11 protein-coding genes, 1 tRNA gene and 1 pseudogene are annotated in these 17,345 nt (G+C 72.2%); 7 read left to right on the top strand and 6 right to left on the bottom strand.

The window, feature by feature from the left end; translation table 11 throughout:
* The first annotated feature begins 336 nt into the window (after positions 1-336).
* The 5 genes from PUR26_RS10950 to PUR26_RS10970 all read left to right on the top strand — a co-directional run bounded on the left by PUR26_RS10950 (position 337) and on the right by PUR26_RS10970 (position 12,165).
* Positions 337-3,543 carry a hypothetical protein gene (locus tag PUR26_RS10950; RefSeq protein ID WP_329871620.1) on the top strand — a complete coding sequence of 1,069 codons (3,207 nt, stop codon included), beginning with the start codon at positions 337-339 and terminating at the stop codon, positions 3,541-3,543.
* A 175-nt stretch (positions 3,544-3,718) separates the two neighbouring features.
* Entirely contained in the window at positions 3,719-8,440 is a 4,722-nt protein-coding gene (locus tag PUR26_RS10955) for a DEAD/DEAH box helicase (RefSeq protein ID WP_329871622.1), read from the top strand.
* Between the two features lie 414 nt (positions 8,441-8,854).
* Positions 8,855-9,046, top strand: a complete 192-nt coding sequence (gene tgmA, locus PUR26_RS10960) for a putative ATP-grasp-modified RiPP (RefSeq protein ID WP_329871624.1) — start codon at positions 8,855-8,857, stop codon at positions 9,044-9,046.
* A gap of 12 nt (positions 9,047-9,058) precedes the next feature.
* Positions 9,059-9,988: an ATP-grasp ribosomal peptide maturase gene (gene tgmB, locus PUR26_RS10965; protein WP_329871625.1), complete on the top strand. Its 930-nt coding sequence runs from the start codon at positions 9,059-9,061 to the stop codon at positions 9,986-9,988.
* An 80-nt stretch (positions 9,989-10,068) separates the two neighbouring features.
* Positions 10,069-12,165, top strand: coding sequence for a transglycosylase domain-containing protein (locus PUR26_RS10970; protein WP_329871626.1), 2,097 nt, complete (start codon positions 10,069-10,071; stop codon positions 12,163-12,165).
* 164 nt (positions 12,166-12,329) lie between these two features.
* Here PUR26_RS10970 and PUR26_RS10975 read toward each other — a convergent pair whose 3' ends face one another.
* The 4 genes from PUR26_RS10975 to PUR26_RS10990 all read right to left on the bottom strand — a co-directional run bounded on the left by PUR26_RS10975 (position 12,330) and on the right by PUR26_RS10990 (position 14,631).
* Entirely contained in the window at positions 12,330-12,788 is a 459-nt protein-coding gene (locus PUR26_RS10975; protein ID WP_329871628.1) for a hypothetical protein, read from the bottom strand.
* Positions 12,789-13,060: 272 nt separating this feature from the next.
* A complete protein-coding gene (locus tag PUR26_RS10980) occupies positions 13,061-13,450 on the bottom strand; it encodes a hypothetical protein (protein WP_329871630.1) in 390 nt (129 codons plus the stop codon).
* A gap of 236 nt (positions 13,451-13,686) precedes the next feature.
* Positions 13,687-14,139: an AraC family transcriptional regulator gene (locus PUR26_RS10985; RefSeq protein ID WP_329871632.1), complete on the bottom strand. Its 453-nt coding sequence runs from the start codon at positions 14,137-14,139 to the stop codon at positions 13,687-13,689.
* 81 nt (positions 14,140-14,220) lie between these two features.
* Positions 14,221-14,631: a VOC family protein gene (locus PUR26_RS10990; protein WP_329871634.1), complete on the bottom strand. Its 411-nt coding sequence runs from the start codon at positions 14,629-14,631 to the stop codon at positions 14,221-14,223.
* Positions 14,632-14,891: 260 nt separating this feature from the next.
* On the opposite strand from PUR26_RS10990, the gene PUR26_RS10995 reads away from it, so the two are divergent.
* The gene (locus tag PUR26_RS10995; RefSeq protein ID WP_329871636.1) at positions 14,892-15,266 is read left to right on the top strand and encodes a VOC family protein; all 375 of its coding nucleotides are present in this window, start codon (positions 14,892-14,894) and stop codon (positions 15,264-15,266) included.
* Positions 15,267-15,530: 264 nt separating this feature from the next.
* Here PUR26_RS10995 and PUR26_RS11000 read toward each other — a convergent pair.
* Positions 15,531-15,853, bottom strand: a pseudogene (locus tag PUR26_RS11000) (HAD family hydrolase); the annotation flags it as partial.
* A 299-nt stretch (positions 15,854-16,152) separates the two neighbouring features.
* On the opposite strand from PUR26_RS11000, the gene PUR26_RS11005 reads away from it, so the two are divergent.
* Complete coding sequence (locus PUR26_RS11005) at positions 16,153-16,827, top strand: hypothetical protein (RefSeq protein WP_329871638.1); 675 nt, start codon at positions 16,153-16,155, stop codon at positions 16,825-16,827.
* 445 nt (positions 16,828-17,272) lie between these two features.
* Here the strand turns inward: PUR26_RS11005 and PUR26_RS11010 are convergent.
* Positions 17,273-17,345 (bottom strand) — tRNA-Pro (locus tag PUR26_RS11010).

Here is a 17,345-nt window from a genome sequence, read left to right on the forward strand (position 1 = left end):
AACAGATACATGTTCATCTCATCACCCGCCACTGACAACCGGCCCGGCCGGTCCCCGTTCTCCCTCCCGCCCAGCCCTCACCGCCACCTGACGCGCCCCGCCGCTGCCCACCGTTCTCCCCGGGAACTTCCACCCCACACCCCGCTCCTCCCGTCCTCGGCCTTCCGAACGGGTCGGCACCGACGGGACATCCCGCCCGAATCGGTCGCGATGCCGCCCTTCGTCGCGTTCCCACCTGGGGATTCCCCGCAAAGCAACCGTGAAGGGGTGGTAGAACGTCGGAAGGCGGCGCTCGATCCATCGCGTGGCCGGTGGCGTGCGTCAAGGGGGCGGGACATGCTGGTGGACCCGGCGGAGCTGCTGGACGACTGCGAGCAGGTGTGGCGAACCTCGGGGCATCCGCCGGTCCTCGGCGCCCTGACGGCCGAGCCGCGCCGTATGGCGCTGGTGCTCGACGCCCTGGTGGCCTACCAGCTGTTGGCGCGGTCCGAAGGGCTCACGGAGGACACCGTTTTCCGGCGCTGGCCGGCCTGCACCGTCGGAACGGTCGCACACGCGGGCCGGGACGGTGCCGTGATGCTCGCCCAGCAGGTGTCGAAGGCGCGGCAGCGCGTACTCGGCGCGGTTCCCCGTCCCGTACGGCCCGGTGGGCCCGACGAGGCCGTCCTGACGGTCCCGTACGTCTCGATCGCCCCGCAGTGGCTGGAGGGCGCGGCCTCGGCCGCGCGGGCCCTGGGGTGGCCCTGGCCCTTGCCGAAGAGCACCGAACCCTCTTCGCGCCCGGCAACCGGCGGCCTCGCCGCGCCGCCTTCCTCGGCCGAACAGCCCGCCCGCGCGCCCGTGCACCCCGACGCCGGGTGTCCCGACGCCGCGTACGCCTCCTCGGCCGGGCACCCGGCCCCCGCCCGCCCCTCCCCGCCGGCGCCACCGCCGGCAGGGCCCGTACGGCCGCGCGCACACGCACCGCTGCCCGCTCCGGAACTGCGTCTCGGTGCGGGCGGCGCGAGCGTCCTGCTCAGCCTGGCGGCGGGGTCCTCGCAGGAATGGCGGCTGTCCGCCGACGGCGAGTCGGCCACCGCGCGGGCACCGCACTGGGCGTTGCCCCGGCCCGTGCGCCGTATAGACGCCACCGATCCGAACGGCACCGTGCACCGTCTCGCCGTCGTCGATCCGGACGTGGCTCTGCTGGCGTTCACCGCCGACGGGAGCCGCCTCGCTCCCGACGAGCCGCTGCCGGCCGACGACGTGCACCTGCTGCACGCGGGCGAGCTGGACACCGACGGGGTACCGGTCGGCGTGGTGGAGCTGCCCACGCCCTACGGCTGGAACGGATGGACGCTCAGCAGGCTGTCCCTGGCCCGCGTGCGGCGGCTCCGCAGCGGGGGAAGCGCCCCGGGACGCTGGCTGGAGATCGCCGTCGGCGGACCCCTGCGCTGGGAGGGCGGCGAACGTCTGCGGTGGGTGGCCCACACCGACGACGCGCCCGTGTGGAGCCGGCCCCCGCTGCTGCGGCTGCCGCACCGTCCGGGGGAGGCCGGACGGGAGCACTGGCACGTGGAGGTGGTCCGGGCCGGCGGCGGGGCCTCCTCCCGCCTGCGAGGGGCTCCCGGCGCCCTGGTGGACCCCTGGCGGGACCTGCCTCGTCCGCTGCTCGGCCTCTACGAGGTGGTGGTCCGCCGGGACACGACCCGGGGTGCGCGGCGGCTGACCGCCTTCCTCGCCGATGGCGTCACCGCCACGGCTTCGCCGGAATGGCGGCTGCTGGCGCCGGGCGGTGGCGTGGCTCCGGCCGTCGTGAACGTCCGGGCATCGGGGACGGTCACCGCTTCCACGGGCCGCCTCGCGTTCGCCCCGTACGAGACCGGGAGGACGCTCGAACTGCGCAGCGGGTCGCGGGCGTGCACGGTACGCGCCGTGGTGCCGCACTCCGAGCTGCGTCTGGAACTGGACGGGCAGCCGCGCCCCTGGTCGATCCGCCCCGTGGACATGGACGCCGCCGATCTGTCACGCGGCTGCGTGCTGACGGTACGTCTGCCCGAACAGGCCGTGGCCGTCACGCCCGCACTGGCCCTCACCGTGAACGGCACCGATGTGCACACCGTGATGCCGCAACGCCGGGTCCGGACCCGCAAGGGCGACCTGCGGTACTCGCTCACCGCCCTCGCCGACACCATGAGCGGCTGCCCCCGGGCGGAGTTGCGGCTTCTGCTGGCCGGTGAACGCCTTCTGGTCGGTACGGTCCGGACCCAGCCCATCGCCGAGGGCGTCGAACCCGGCGCCACCGGTCTGCGTCTGCTCGGCCTGCGGCACCACGGCCGGCTGACCGCACGGGTCCACTCCGCCCTCGCCCCGTGGGCACCACCCGTGATGGCGACCGTCACTCCGGAGGGCACGATTCCGCTGCCGTCGGACTGGCGGGACGCCGGCCCGGTCGTCGCCCGGCTGCTCACCGGGGCCGATCCACGGCCGTCGGCGGCGGCGGCCGGGTGGCCGGACCTGCGCGACGACGACACGCTCGTGCTCAGGCGCCCACAGGGCGTACCGGGCTTCGTCGAGGGCCTGGAACGCGAAATGGCCGTGTACCTGGCGGGAGCGGGGCCCCTCCCCCAGGTGCCGCGAGCCCTGCCGTACCAGTGGCTGATCGCCGCCCGGGGACGCGATCTGCGGAGCTGCGGGGTGCGGGAAGCCGCACCGGCCGAGTGTCTGCGGGCGCTGGGCGTCGTACCGGAGCAGGCGCTGGTGCACGCGGCGGACGCCGGTCTGCGCTCCGGGGAGCTCGCGCGCGTCCTCGTCGGCAGCGGACTTGCCGTGCACCGGGTGCGGGGCGTCGACGAGCCGGAGACGGTGCGACGCGTCTGGCGTACGGCCCCGCTGTGCGCGCTGCTGCTCACGGCGCCGCTCCTGCCGTACCTCTCGGGCAGTGGGGCGTACTCGCTGGACGAGCTGTATCCGGAGGAGGCGGAGCTGCTCGACCAGGTCACGGAGTTCCTGGGGGACGCGGCGCGTGACCTGATATCCGGCGGCGACGACCGGGCGCACACCGTAGGCCGGTTCGGCGTCCAGGCGCGTGTGCTGGACGGGATGCCGGAGGCACGCCAGCGGGAGGTGATGCGGCGTGCCGGTCTCGTGCCCCGCGCCCTGCTCGACGCCGACACCCGTGCGGAGGCCGCCTGGCAGGCGTTCCGGGACCGACGGGCCCTCCAGGCGTTCGCGGTGCGCCAGGAGGCGCCGAATCGGCTGAAGGACCTTGAGGCGCTGCTCGGTGACGGCCACGACGCCCTCGCGGAGGCCCTCCGCCGTCGTTCCCCCGACGCCCCGCACGGCGCGCAGGAGGCGTGGATGCGCGTCCCTCAGCTCTCGCTCGGGTTCGCACTGGTCGCACGGCTCGCCGCCTGGGGCGACGCACGGGCCGGGGAGATGGAGCAGCGCTACCGTCCCCTGTGGACGAGCATCGCCGCGCACGCACCGGACCTCACCGCGGTCGACCTCGCGCTCGCGGAGTGCCTGGTCGCCGGCGAGCAGAGCCGCCGCGACGGCCCCTGAGCGGTCGCCGAGGACCGAACCCCGCGCCCACACCCCGTACCCACGCGCCCCGCGCCCGCGCCCGTATCCACACATCCCCGCACCCACGCACCCACGCACCCACGCACCCACGCACCCACGCACCCAGCGTCCGCGTCCCGCAGGACCAGCCCCACTCGCAGCCCCGGAGCCCACTGTGCACAGCCTCGACCCGCTCGCCACCGCGGAACTCATCAGCGACACCTACCGCAGGTACCTGCGGTCCCTGCTGCCGCTGCGCGATCCCCGGCTCGCCGACGCGCTCGCCCGGGCCGTCGCGACGAGCCCTCTGCTCACCAAGGGCCCCCTGCTGGAAGCCACGCCCGCCTACGCCCCGGGCGCCACCCTGGGCCGGCTGCTGGCCGAGGGTGTGCTGGATCCCGCCTTCCGTGATCTGACGGGCCCGGCGCTGCCCATCGACCGGCCGCTCCACCGGCATCAGGAACAGGCACTGCGCAAAGCCGTGGACGGGCGCAACCTGGTGGTCGCCACCGGTACCGGTTCCGGCAAGACGGAGAGCTTCCTGCTCCCGATCCTGAACGCACTCGCCGCCGAGCACGCCCGGGGACGTCTGGGCCCCGGGGTCCGGGCCCTCCTGCTGTACCCGATGAACGCCCTGGCCAACGATCAGATGAAGCGCCTGCGGAAGGTGCTCGCCGCCGCCCCGCACATCACCTTCGGGCGCTACACCGGCGACACGAAGGACGATCCGCGGCGAGCCGCCGACACCTTCGAACAACTCAATCCGGGCGAGCCGCGCCTGCCCAACGAACTGCTCAGCCGGCGCGAGATGCGCCAGAGCCCGCCGCACATCCTGCTCACCAACTACGCCATGCTGGAGTACCTGCTGCTGCGGCCGCAGGACATGGACCTGTTCGAGGGCGAGCACGGGGGTGGCTGGCGTTTCGTCGTCGTCGACGAGGCCCATGTCTACGACGGTGCCCGCGGCGCCGAACTCGCCATGCTCCTGCGCCGGCTGAAGGACCGGGTGGCGGGCGGGCGGCGGCTCCAGGCCATCGCCACCAGCGCCACCGTCGGCGCCGAGGAGAACCCCGCGGCCGTCACCGCCTTCGCCCAGGCGCTGTTCGACGTCCCCTTCCACTGGAACCCCGACGACCCGTCCGCGCAGGATCTCGTCACCGCCACGCGGGTCGGCATACCGGCCGGACCGCACTGGGGTCCGCTGCCGACGTCCGAGTACGCCCGTCTCGCCGGCCTGCCCGATCCGGGGCCGGAGATCCTGCGCCTCGCGCGCGTGCGGGGCGCCTTCGCGCACGACACGGCCGGTGGCGTGAAGGCGACGACCACCCCGGCCACCGCCCTCGCGGCCGAAACCGGGACCGCCGCACTGCGGCGGGCGCTGGCGGCCGGACCCCGGCCCGTCGGCGAGATCGCCGCGGAGGTCTTCCCCGGCGCCGAGGACGGCCCGGAAGCCGTCACGGCGCTGATCCAGCTCGCCAGTCGGGTCACCGACACCGACGGCGCCCCCGTCCTCTCCGCGCGCTACCACCTGTTCGCCCGTGCCACCGAGGGCGCGTTCAGCTGCCTCGGCCCGTCCGGCCCGCATCTGGAGCTGGCCCGTCACGAGAACTGTCCGCACTGCTCCCGGGCCTCCTTCGAGCTCGGCGGCTGCCGGCGCTGCGGCGCCGTCCACCTGCACGGCACACTGACGCACTCGGGTGGGAGGCCGGTCCCCCGGCTCGTCCACCGCAAGGCGCCCGACAGCCCGCACACCTGGCTGCTGCTCGACGGCGACAGGGCGGGCGCCACCGTCGACGAGGACGACGAGACCCTGGGCGCGGCCGCGAAGGCAGGGCTGAAGGATCGCCACCTGTGCACCGGTTGCGGCGCCCTCCACCCCTCCCCCCGGCCGGTGTGCGCCGATCCCGGCTGCGGCGGTCGGGATCTGCGCCCCGTGCACCAACTCGACACCCATGAGGGCACCCCGGCCTCCTGCCTGGCCTGCGGGGCGCGCGGGCACGGCATGATCCGTCTGTTCGAGGCGGGCAACGAGGCGGCGGTGTCCGTCCTCGGCACCGCCCTGTACCAGGCGCTGCCGCCGGCCACGGAGGGCCCTGCCGCCGCTCTTCCGGGGCAGGGCCGCAAGCTGCTGTTCTTCAGCGACAGCCGTCAGGCCGCCGCCTATTTCGCGCCGTACCTGGAGGAGTCCTACACCCGCATCCAGCACCGGCGCCTGATCACCCAGGCCGTCCATGGCGGTTCCGCCGGCCCGGACGACCCGCTCCACATCGACGACCTGGTCGCCGAGACCGTCCGGGCCGCGGCCGGAGCGGGGGTCTTCACCCGCAACGACTCGCGGCGGACCCGGGAGCGCACGGTGGCCCTGTGGGTCATGCAGGAGGTCCTCAGCCTGGACGACCGCCAGTCGCTGGAGGGGCTCGGCCTGCTCCGTATCGACCTGGACCGGGAGCCCTTCTGGCAGCCTCCCGGCGCTCTGCGCGCACTCGGCCTCGACGACGAGGAGTGCTGGTTGCTCCTCCAGGAGCTGCTGCGCAGCCTGCGCAACCAGGGAGCGCTCACCATGCCGGAGGACGTCGACGCGGGCGACGAGGCGTTCGCGCCGCGCCGTGGGCCCGTCTGGGTCCGCTCGCAGGGGTCCGACGCCAGGCGCCGGGTGATCAGCTGGCTGCCGACCAGCGGCTCCAACCGTCGTGTGGACCACCTCGTGCGGGTCCTGGACGCCCTCGGACACCCGGGCGACCGACGGGCCGCCGCGCTGGAGATCCTGCGGCAGCTGTGGGGGGACCTCACCACCGGGGCGCTGCGCGAGTGGCTGCCCGGGGAGAACCGTCCGGAGATCGGTGCCGTGCGCCGCCTCGACCACTCCTGGCTGCGACTGCGCCCGGTCACCGCGGACAGCGGGCCGATGCGGGTGTGCGACCGCTGCCGTCGCATCACCGCCGTCTCCGTACGCGGTGTCTGCCCGACCCTGCGCTGCACGGGTGTGCTGGAGGAGTTCAAGCCGGACGAGGAGGCCGACGACCACCTGCGGCGCCTCTACCGGTCGCTCGACCCGATCCCGCTGCGCGCGCAGGAGCACACCGCGCAGTGGACGGGTGAGAAGGCGGCGGAGATCCAGAACGAGTTCGTACGCGGCGCGGTCAACGCCCTCTCGTGTTCCACCACTTTCGAGCTGGGCGTCGACGTGGGCGAGTTGCAGGCGGTCGTCCTGCGCAACATGCCGCCCTCGACGGCCAACTACGTGCAGCGGGCGGGCCGGGCCGGCCGCCGTGCGGAATCGGCGGCGCTCGTACTGACCTACGCCCAGCGCAGGCCCCACGACCTGGCCCGGTTCGCCGAGCCGGAGGAGATGATCGCCGGCGAGGTGCGGGCTCCGGTCGTCCCCCTGGACAATGTGCGCATCGACCGGCGGCACGCCCATTCCATCGCCCTGTCCGCCTTCTTCCGTGCCATGAAGGAGGAGCGGCGGCGCATCTGGCGCAAGGCGGGCGAGTTCTTCCTGCCCGACGAAGAGGGGGAGATCGCCGCGCACGGGGTGCGTGACTGGCTCACCCCCGTCCCCGCGCACGTCGAGGCATCCCTGATCCAGGTGCTTCCCGCCTCGGTGCGGGAGGAGATCGGCGTCGGCGAGCACGCCTGGGTGGCGGAGCTCGACCGGCTCCTGCGTGCCGCGCGCCAGATCCTCGAACAGGACGTCACCGCCTACCGCGAGCGCCGGGACGAGGCGGCCGCCGCGCACAAGTACCGCCTGGCGGAGATGTACGAGAAGGTCATCCGTAACCTCACCGAGCGCGATCTGCTGGGTGTGCTCGCCAACCGGAACATCCTGCCCAAGTACGGCTTCCCGGTCGACACCGTCGAGCTGCGCATCACCCAGGACAACGCGGCGGCCGGGCAGCTGGAGCTCACCCGTGACCTGAGCGCCGCCGTCCACGAGTACGCGCCGGGGTCCGAGATCGTCGCCGGCGGGCAGCTGTGGACCTCCGCCGGTGTGTACCGGCTGCCCGACCGCGAACTCGTCAGCCGCCACTACGCCGTCTGCGAGGGCTGTGGCCGCTACCGGGAGGCCACCGATCAGGTGGCACCCGCCTGTCCGGCCTGTGGCAGAGCGCACACCTCGGCACCGCGCCGCTACGTCGAACCCGTCTACGGATTCGTCGCGGGGCGGGGCGCACCGCGGCGGCCCGGTCAGACGCCGCCCCGGCGGGCCTGGCACGGAGACGTGCACATGTCCACCGAATCGGCCGATCTGGAGGAGTCCACGACCGTCTTCGCCTCCGGGCACTCCGTCGACTGGTCGGCCGGCACCCGGGGCGAGATGGTCACGGTGTCGGAAGGGCCCGGTGGGGCGGGTTACGAGATCTGCGACTGGTGCGGCTGGGGCCGCCCGCACGCCCGGTCGGCGCCGTTGCGGGGTGGCCACCCGCACCTGCTGAAGGAGAAGCAGTGCACCGGCCCGCTGCGGGTCGTCTCGCTCGCCCACCGCTACCAGACGGACTTCCTCCAGATCCATCTGGACATGGCGACGGCTCTGACCGCCACCGATGCGCAGCTGCGGTCCGGGTTGTACGCCCTGCTGGAGGGGGCGGCCACGCTTCTCGACATCAGCCGGGACGACATCGACGGCACCGTCCACACCAGTGCCGAGGCGCTGCCCTCCCTGCTCTTGTTCGACACCACCCCGGGCGGGGCGGGGAACGCCGTGCGGATCGCCGGCCGGCTGGAGCCGGTGGTGGAGGCCGCCCTGCGCCGTGTGGGCTCCTGCGAGTGCGGACCGGAGACCAGTTGCTACGCCTGTCTGAGGACCTTCCGCAACCAGCGGTTCCATGAGCGGCTGTCGCGGACGGACGCCATGACCCTGCTGCAGTCGGTCGCGGGGGTGACCCCTCCCGCCTGACCGGCCCCGGTGCCCTGCGACCGCGTGAGGGGACCAGCACGGCGACGGGGCCGGGGGCGGCGGGGCCCGGAACCCGCCCAGAGGCCGGGGCCGCGGGGATTGCTGTGGTTCCCGTCACTCCCCCGGCCCCGGCCCGCCCGGTGGAGGCCGTGGCGACGCCGTCCACGCCGTTGGCGATCGACACCGGCAAGCGGCCATTGGGGAGGGTTTCGTTCCGGCTCCTCCGGTCAGGAACAGCGATGGCAGGCCGTCCGTTCGGATCCGTAGGCCCCCCGTCTTCAGCCGTGAGGCCGCCCGGAAAAGTGCGACCTTCGCCTCATCGGCTCGATGCAGCGGAGAGTAGTGAGCTCCCTACATGTCCGGTACGTACTGTCATAGGTGCACCTCAGGCTGATGAGGAACAGAAGGAGACCCATGCGACCGTTCGTGTTCAACTACGCCCAGCCGAACGATGGTTCGGAAGAGCTGGTTCCCTACGCGTACGACTCGGCCCTCCAGCTGAACGTCCTGTCCGACGGCCGGCCCGCGATCAGCGATCGGGCGCTGCTCCTGGCCGCGGGCACCACGACGTCGAAGGCCGGCTCCCAGACACACTTCGACGACTGACCGAACGCGCCGATGACTGTACTGATCCTGACGTGCCGACAGGACGTCACGGCGGACATGGTGGTGAACAGACTGCACGAGCGGGGCGTCCCGCTCGTGCGCCTGGACCCCGCCGATGTGCCGGGCGAGGCGGACCTGTCGGCCGAGTACGCGCGGGGCGACTTCCACTGCTACCTGTCGGCGGACGGGCGCCTGGCCGGCTCCCGGGCCCTGCGGTCCGTCTGGGTACGCAGACCCGGTGAGCCCGCGGCGCACGCCCCCGAGCCGTCGCAGTGGCTCACCGCCGAGACGGGACAGGCCCTGTACGGAATGCTCTACTCCACCACCGCGCGGTGGATGAACCATCCGCAACAGGCGGCACAGGCCCGTTTCAAGCCGTGGCAGTTGCGGATCGCCCACCGCAGCGGCTTCGCCGTGCCGCCCACCGTCGTCACGACCTTCCCGAAGGTGGCCCGGGAGTTCGCGGCCCATTGCGGGAAGGTCGTGGTCAAGACCTTGTCGGGGCCGCCGCGCACCGAGCCGCCGATCGCGCTGCCCACCGCGCTGGTCGATCCCGACGCGGACTTCGAGGGCGTGGCGGCGGGCCCGACCCTGCTCCAGCGTTACGTCCCCAAACGGGCCGACATCCGGCTGACGTGCGTCGGCGGGCAGTTGTTCGTGGCCCGCAAGGTGTCCGGCCCGGACCAGGTCGACGGGAGGTACGGCGAGACGGGACACCGCTGGGAACCGGCCGGGGCACCGGACCGCGTCGCCCGGGCCGTGCACGACTACATGGACCTGGCCGGCCTGGCCTACGCCGCCTTCGACTTCGCCGAGGACGAAGAGGGCGTGTGGTGGTTCCTGGAGTGCAACCAGGGCGGCCAGTTCGGCTTCGTGGAGCTGGAGACCGGCCAGCCCATCGCCGACGCGGTGGCCGGCTGGCTGGCGGGGAGCGCTTCCTGAACGGGCGGCTGCCACGCCGCGTAGTAGGGAGCAGCAAGGTCACCGTACCGAAAGGGGGGCGATCATCCGTGTTGCCTCGAATGGGACGCAAGGCACGGATCCCTCTCCGTCCTCCCGGCGACAGCCGCGGGTTCATCACCGGCCACCGGCAGCGGGGACGGCGGGGAGCGTTCCGCGCCGGCGCCCGGCCGCGCCGAGGCCCGTGGCGCGGGTCGCGGCGGATCGACTATCCACGCCGCAACCGGCGCGGGGCGCTCCGGTTCGTACCGTCCTGGCGGCAGCTGCTCGCTCTGTCACTGCTGTGCTGCGGCGGGTTCGCCGCGCTGCTCGGATACGTCTACTCCACGGTGCACATCACCGACGTGAACGCCACCGCGCGCGCGGAGGCCAACGTCTACTACTGGGCCGACGGCAGCCAGATGGTCAGCGTCGGATCGATCAACCGCCAGAACGTCCCGCTGTCGGACATTCCGCCGTCATTACAGAACGCCGTGGTCGCGACGGAGAACTCCACCTTCTACAGCGACCCCGGGTTCTCCGTGCGGGGACTGGCCCGGGCCGTGGTGAACATGGCCCGTGGCGGTGAGGTGCAGGGCGGTTCGACGATCACCCAGCAGTACGTGAAGAACACCTATCTGACGCAGGACCAGACGCTGGACCGCAAGCTGCGCGAGCTGTGCCTGGCGGTGAAGCTGTCGCGGTCCCTCTCCAAGAAGGAGATCCTCCAGGGGTACCTCAACACCAGCTGGTTCGGCCGCAACACCTATGGGGTCCAGGCCGCTTCCGTGGCCTACTACGGGGTGGACGCCAAGGACCTCGACCCCTCCCGCGGCGCCCTGCTGACCGCGCTCCTCAAGGGCGGGGACTTCTACGACCCCTCGCTGAGCGCGGCGCACCACAGCCGGGCCGAGGCACGGTGGCGGTACGTCCTGGACCGGCAGGTGGAGCTCGGTTACATGACGCCGCAGGAGCGGGCGGGCTACACCGTCTTCCCGGAGCCACGCCCCCGGTCGGTGTCGACCGGTCTGGCCGGCCAGACCGGCTACCTGGTGGACGTGGCGAACAAGTTCATCGAGAAGCGCACCGGGCTGACCGCCGAGGACCTGGGGCGCGGCGGGTACCGGATCCGGACGACCTTCGACAGAAGCAAGGTGGAGCAGTTGCGGCGGACGGTGGAGAGCGTCACGACGAAGGCGCTCGACCCGGCGCGCCGGATCGCCGACCGTGACGTCCAGGTGGGCGCCGCGTCGATCCGGCCGGGCGACGGGGCCGTGCTCGCGCTGTACGGCGGCTCCGACGCGACGAAGCACTTCGCCAACAACGCCGACACATCGGGCGTACCGGTGGGATCGGCGTTCAAGCCGTTCGTGCTCGCGGCCGCTCTCCAGCACGGCGTGCGCCCGGGCGGTGCGGCGTTCCCGCGGCTGCCGGTGACCTCGGACAGCTTCTACGACCGGACCGGGGCGCTGACGTCCCGGGGGACGTGGCTGCTGCCGGGGAGGCTGGAGGCAGGCTCGCGCGGTTTCCTGGACGGCGCCTTCCCCGCTTCGGGGCCCACGCTGCGTCAGGCGCTGGTGCGGGGCGACGACACCACGTACAGCAGGCTGGGCGGCGACGTCGGCCTGGAGGAGGTACGTGATCTCGCCGTCGGCACGGGTCTGCTGCCGGCCAGCATGGCTCCCCTGGAGCCCGCCTTCCCGGTCGGCACGTCGACCCCGAGCGCCATACGGATGGCCGACGCGTACGCCACGTTCGCCGACGACGGCCGGCAGTCCGATCCGTACTCCGTGACGGCGGTGACCTTCCGGGGCGCCGCACTGGAGGGTCTGGAGCGGCCCGCCGTCCGTCGCGTCATGGACGCGGAGGTCGCCCGTGAGGTCTCCGACGCGATGCGGGACGTGGCGGTCGACGCCGTGGATCCGGACACGATGCGCGCGCTGCCGCCGGTCGTGGCGGGGCGTACCGGAGATGACGACCGGCTGCCCGCCACCTGGTTCGTCGGCTCCACCGAGGAGCTGTCGACCGCCGTGACCGTCTTCCGGAACAAGCCCGGCCAGGACGCGCTGCTCCCGGTGACCGGCATGGGCGGCTCCGGGCAGGACAGGGGCGACTTCCTGCCGCTGCGCGTCTGGTCGTCGTACATGACCGCCGTGCGCCCCGGGCGCTCGGGGGCGTGACGGGCAAAGGTCCCCGGCGCGGACGAAGGGGCCGGCGTCCCCCACGGACGCCGGCCCCTTCGTGTGCGGTCTCTTCGTGTGCGGTCTGTCTCCTGTCGGCTAGCCGGGGCGGCCCGTGGACATCCGGCGGGCCGTCGGCGCGGCGAGGGGCCCGTTCCCCTCGCTCACCCGGAGTTCCCGTCGACCGGATCGGCGGCGGGGCAGGCGGGGACGGCGGGGTCACGCCTGCGTCCGAGGGCGAGCGCGCCCGCCACCAGAACGAAGGCGATCCCGCCGGCGCCGACCAGCACCCCGGGGACCTCCCCGCCCTGCGTCCCGCCGGTACCGGCTCCGCTCGCGGGAACGGCTCCCGCACCGGGAGCGCGGTCGGCGGCGTCATGGGAGAGGGTGATCACGGGTTCGCGGGAGAGCCTGCCCCGCGCGTCGGGCCCGCCCGGCACGAGTGCCGCGGAGTCCACCCGCTCGACCAGCCGGTGGCCGCCACCGGAACCCTGGAGCCGGTGCGAACCGGCGCCGTACGCGTCGGCTCCGGCTGCGGCCGGGGCGGCGGTGACCGCCGTGAGAGCGAGGGCGGCGGGCAGGGCGAGGAGTACGAGAAGGCGCCTGGCGCGGTGGACGGTCACGTTCGGTGGTTCCCTTTCCGGCAGCCTCGCCGAGAGGCCGCACGCGGTCATGTCCGGGCCGGCGGGCGGATGCGGGACGGCCGGTCCCGTACGGAGGTCCGTACGAGGCCCCGTCCCTGTCGCGTGGACGGGCCCGGTCCCGGGCTCACGTCCCGGCGCGTGGTCCCTGTCACGCCCGCTGCGGAAGCCGCTTCGCCGGCTGTTCCGCTCTCCGCCCCGGAGGCTGTGCTCACGCGGGCCTCCGGGGCCGGCGTGGACGCGGAGGAGGCCGGTCACCTGTGCGCGGCTCCGTTGGCTCCGGCGGGTGGCTGGGCCTGCTGGGTGAGGGAACCCGTCAGGGACGCGACCGGCCCGGTGTCGCTCAGGTGTCCCACGTGGGGGCGCGCCCGCTCGGGGGAAGGGGAGCCGACGATGGCGGCGGTCGCCGGTCCGGGCGGAGCAGCCTTGTGGCGCTCGTCGGGCGCGTTCGCCACGGAGGACCAGGTACGGAGCCGATGGCTGGCGGCCTCGTCGAGCGTCACGGGCGCCCCTCGCTGCTCCGCCAGCCGGCTCGCCTCACGGCCGAGCGCCGCCACGTCGTCCCAGCGCAGGGTCAGCACCACGGAAAGCTCCGCACCGCCTCCCGGCAGCCCTCGCATCACGGATTCATCGCGATCGTTCATGTCCGCTCCTGTCATTGACGCAGAGAGGTGACTGCGCACTCGGCCGTGCGCGGATAGCCCGTAGTACGCGTCATGCGCCCGTGGTGTTCAGAACACGTCAGGAGACGACATCCGGCCAGGGCGCGCGGAGTTCACGGAGTTTCAGGAGGTGATGAGGCGGCGCGGGGACGGCACGAGGAGTGACGCGGCCGAAGCGGCGGGAACGGCCGGGACCGTTCCCGCCGACGGCCGTCCGGTCACGGCGCGCCGGCCGGCGCCTCCTGCTCCCCTACCGGCGTCGTCACTCCCACCACGCACGGCGGCGTTCCCGCCGCAGCGCCCGTGGCACGGGAGCGGTAGGCGTCGGGCGGCATGCCGACCAGCTCGGTGAAACGGGTGCCGAAGGTGGCCGGGGACGAGCAGCCCACCGCGGAACAGACCTCGGTGACACCGAGATCACCACGGTGCAGCAGCACCATGGCGCGCTCGACGCGACGCGCCATCAGGTACGCGTGGGGAGCCTCGCCGTACGCTTGCCGGAACCGGCGGCTGAGGTGGCCGGCCGGCATGTTCACGCTGCGGGCGAGCGCCTCCACGTCCAGCGGACGCGCGTACTCGCGATCGATACGGTCGCGGACGCGGCGCAGTCGGGCGAGGTCGCTCAGACGCTGCGCCTCGGCGCGTGCGCGGCCCCACGAGGGGTGGCACATGAGGGAACTCCTCTTCGTCGACGTCCATGAGCGGCCGGGCCACCTGCCGGGGAGGGCCGGGGGTGCCCCACGCCGGGCGGCTCAGCGAAGCTCCTGGATGCGGACCAGGTTGCCGGCCGGATCGCGGAAGGCGCAGTCGCGGATGCCGTACGGCTGCTCGGTCGGCTCCTGGACGACCTCGGCGTCGGCGGCCTGCACCTTCTCGAAGGTGCCGTCGAGGTCCCGGGTGGCCAGCAGGATCCAGCCGTAGGTGCCCTTGGCCATCATCTCGACGATGGTGCGGCGCTCGTCCTCGGTGATCCCGGGGTCGGCGGCGGGCGGGGCCAGGAGGAGGGAGGTGCTGGGCTGGCCCACAGGACCGACCGTGATCCAGCGCATCTTGCCCTGTCCGACGTCGCTGCGGACCTCGAAGCCGAGGACGTCGCGGTAGAACGCCAGGGACGCGTCCGGATCGTCGTGCGGGAGGAAGGTCGTGTGAATGGTGATGTCCATGCCGATGATGCTAGGCACGGCTCCGGAGCCCCCGCTTCTCGATTCCTGATCGATCCGGGCTCTCCCACGCCGCCCGCGCGCTGCCCTCGCGCACCGCCCGGCACCCCACCGAGCGCCGCCCGGCATCGTGCCACCCGGCACCACCGGAACGCCGTTCCTTGCCGGGGAAGGCGACTCGTTCTCGGATCAGATGTCCTGCCGGCAGGCACCGGCGATTCCGGCGGATGTGTGAAGGCGAGCAAGGGGGCAAGGTGGGAGGAATGACGATGTCGCTCGGTGCCTTTGTCCTCGGCTCGCCGGATCCGACCGCGCTGGCCGACTTCTACCGGGCCCTGCTGGGCTGGCAGGAAGCCGAGCGCGAGCCGGAGTGGGTCCGGCTCAAGGACCCGGAGCGGGAACGCCCCAGTCTCAGCTTCCAGCTGGAGACCGATCACGTGCCTCCCACCTGGCCGCAGCGCTCGGGCACCCAGCAGATGCAAGCACATCTGGACCTGCAGGTCGACGACCTGGAGGCGGAGACCGAGCGGGCCTGCGCCCTGGGCGCGACGCTGGAGGAGCACCAGCCGCAGAAGGGTGTGCGGGTCCTCCGCGACCCTCATGGCCATCCGTTCTGCCTCTTCCTTCCGGGTGCCTGACGTCCCCTCCGCCCCGCCGACGACAGCCGCTTGCACGGGCTTGCTCCGACGGCCGGCACGCTATGGGGCACCCCTGTGGCGCCCGTCGGACCGGCAAGCCTGAGGGGCCGGGCGGCCGGCCCATGCCGGGGTCGGCCAGCGGCGGCCGGGAGGGGCGGACCGTGGTGGTGCGCGCCTTGAGCCAGGCGATCTCGCGGGCCCGGCACTCGTGGGAGTGCTCAAGGAGCATCCGGGCATCGGGGTGTGGCTGACCATCCGCAGCTGTCATGAGGCGAGGGCGAGTATGTCGCCCACTGCTTCACGCAAGCTTCGGTAGGAGCGATGCACACCGTCCACCGCCACGGGCGCGTTCACCCCCACACGGTCATTCCCGCGCTCAGCCCGGCCTGGACGCCTGACGGGGCGTCTTCGATCACCAGGCAGTCCTGCGGTTCGGCACCGAGTCGCGAGGCCGCCTGCAGATACGGCGCGGGCGAGGGCTTGCCTTCCGCGACGGCGGCCGCGTCCACGAGAATCTCGGGGACCGGCAGGCCGATCCGGCCACGTACCCCGTGTTCGTAGTCCTAGGTCATCAGGGCCCAGGAACCCGTACCGCCATCACGGATCGAAATGGGCGGGTTCGACGTTTTTTGGCTGGGCGACCACGAGACGGCGTGCTTCGCCGTGATGGCGGTCGAGGCCGCCGTCCGGGACGCCTCCGGCCTGCCCGACAGCCGATTGGCGACGGATGCCGAGTGCCGAGTCGGATCCGCCGCGCGCAATCGGACCGTTGCAGACATCGGCGAGTGTGAGCGAGCGGTTCGCTGGCGGTCGAGGTGTTGATTGTGCTGGCCAAATGGAGCAGCCCAGCAGGCCGACGACTCTGATCTCAGCAAAGAGTAGGAGTGTGAACGGCACGGATGAGAGGGCGACGGGAACTGGAAGGAAGCGATTCGAGAGCGTGCACAAGTGGGCTGCGACACTCGCCGCTGTCGCTGCGCTTGCTTTCTCGATCTACAACTTTGCTGAACTCCAGCAAAAGCCCAGAATCGATGTGACACTTCCTCACTTGTTGCGCATCGGGGAGGTAGGCAACGGAACCGTGTTTCAGATTCAGCCGACGGTGTCCACCAGGTTCAAAACTCAAGACGTCGAGGTGATTCGTAACGCATATCTGCAACTGACTCCCGTTGGCGCGATCGCATCCACGAAGAAGCCAATTTACTACTGGCATGAAACTGGAACATATGTATACGACTTCGCGTCAGACCGGGTCAATTATCACTGGACCAGCGATCCCGCCCCATTCATCGTCAGTCAGGATAAACCTCAGCAGCCCACACTCAACTTCTGGGCCGACGACTGGACTTTCCAGCCCGGCAGGTATGAGGGGTCACTTCAGTTGAGCCGGTCGGAGAATCGCAGTCCCGCGACCAAGAAATTCTGCCTGATCATTTCAAAGAAGGCAGACGATGAAATCCACAGTGCAGACCAACGGCAGATTTTCTTTTTCCGCGATGACCTGCCCAAGTTCCACTCCGCTAGCAAATCTCCAGACTGCTACCGGAGGGAAACGGATTGACAAGTGAGGCTCAGCTGCACGCTACAAGGGGTCGGGGCATCGCGGCCAGGTCGAGCGTTCGGAGGCCGCGGCTTGAGGGTCCTCGACCACACCCGCGCCGACCTGCCCGGGTCGGCATCACCGGCGTGCTCAATCGTCTGCGAACCCGGCTTCACCCCCGCTGTCCCGCGTTGTACCTAACGGTCCGGAACGCCACTTGCTCCGCTCCCTGCCCCCGCACGGCGTTGCAACGCCTAGAGCTCCTCCGACCTTGCGATGCCGGAGGAGCTGCTTGACGGCCAGGGTGGAACCGGCTTCCGGTTCCTCCTTCAGCCCAACCACAAGGTCATCCACGGCCCCGGACTGTCAGCCCAACCACCCGACCGGAGGGCACTGGTCCCCAAAACGATCAAGGGGCCGTTTCAGATCACTCTGAAACGGCCCCTTGATCCGCGACTCTCACGAGTCGGGACGACAGGATTTGAACCTGCGACCCCTTGACCCCCAGTCAAGTGCGCTACCAAGCTGCGCCACGTCCC

The sequence above is a fragment of the Streptomyces sp. SP18CS02 genome (assembly GCF_036322365.1).
In the GTDB taxonomy this organism is placed as follows: domain Bacteria; phylum Actinomycetota; class Actinomycetes; order Streptomycetales; family Streptomycetaceae; genus Streptomyces.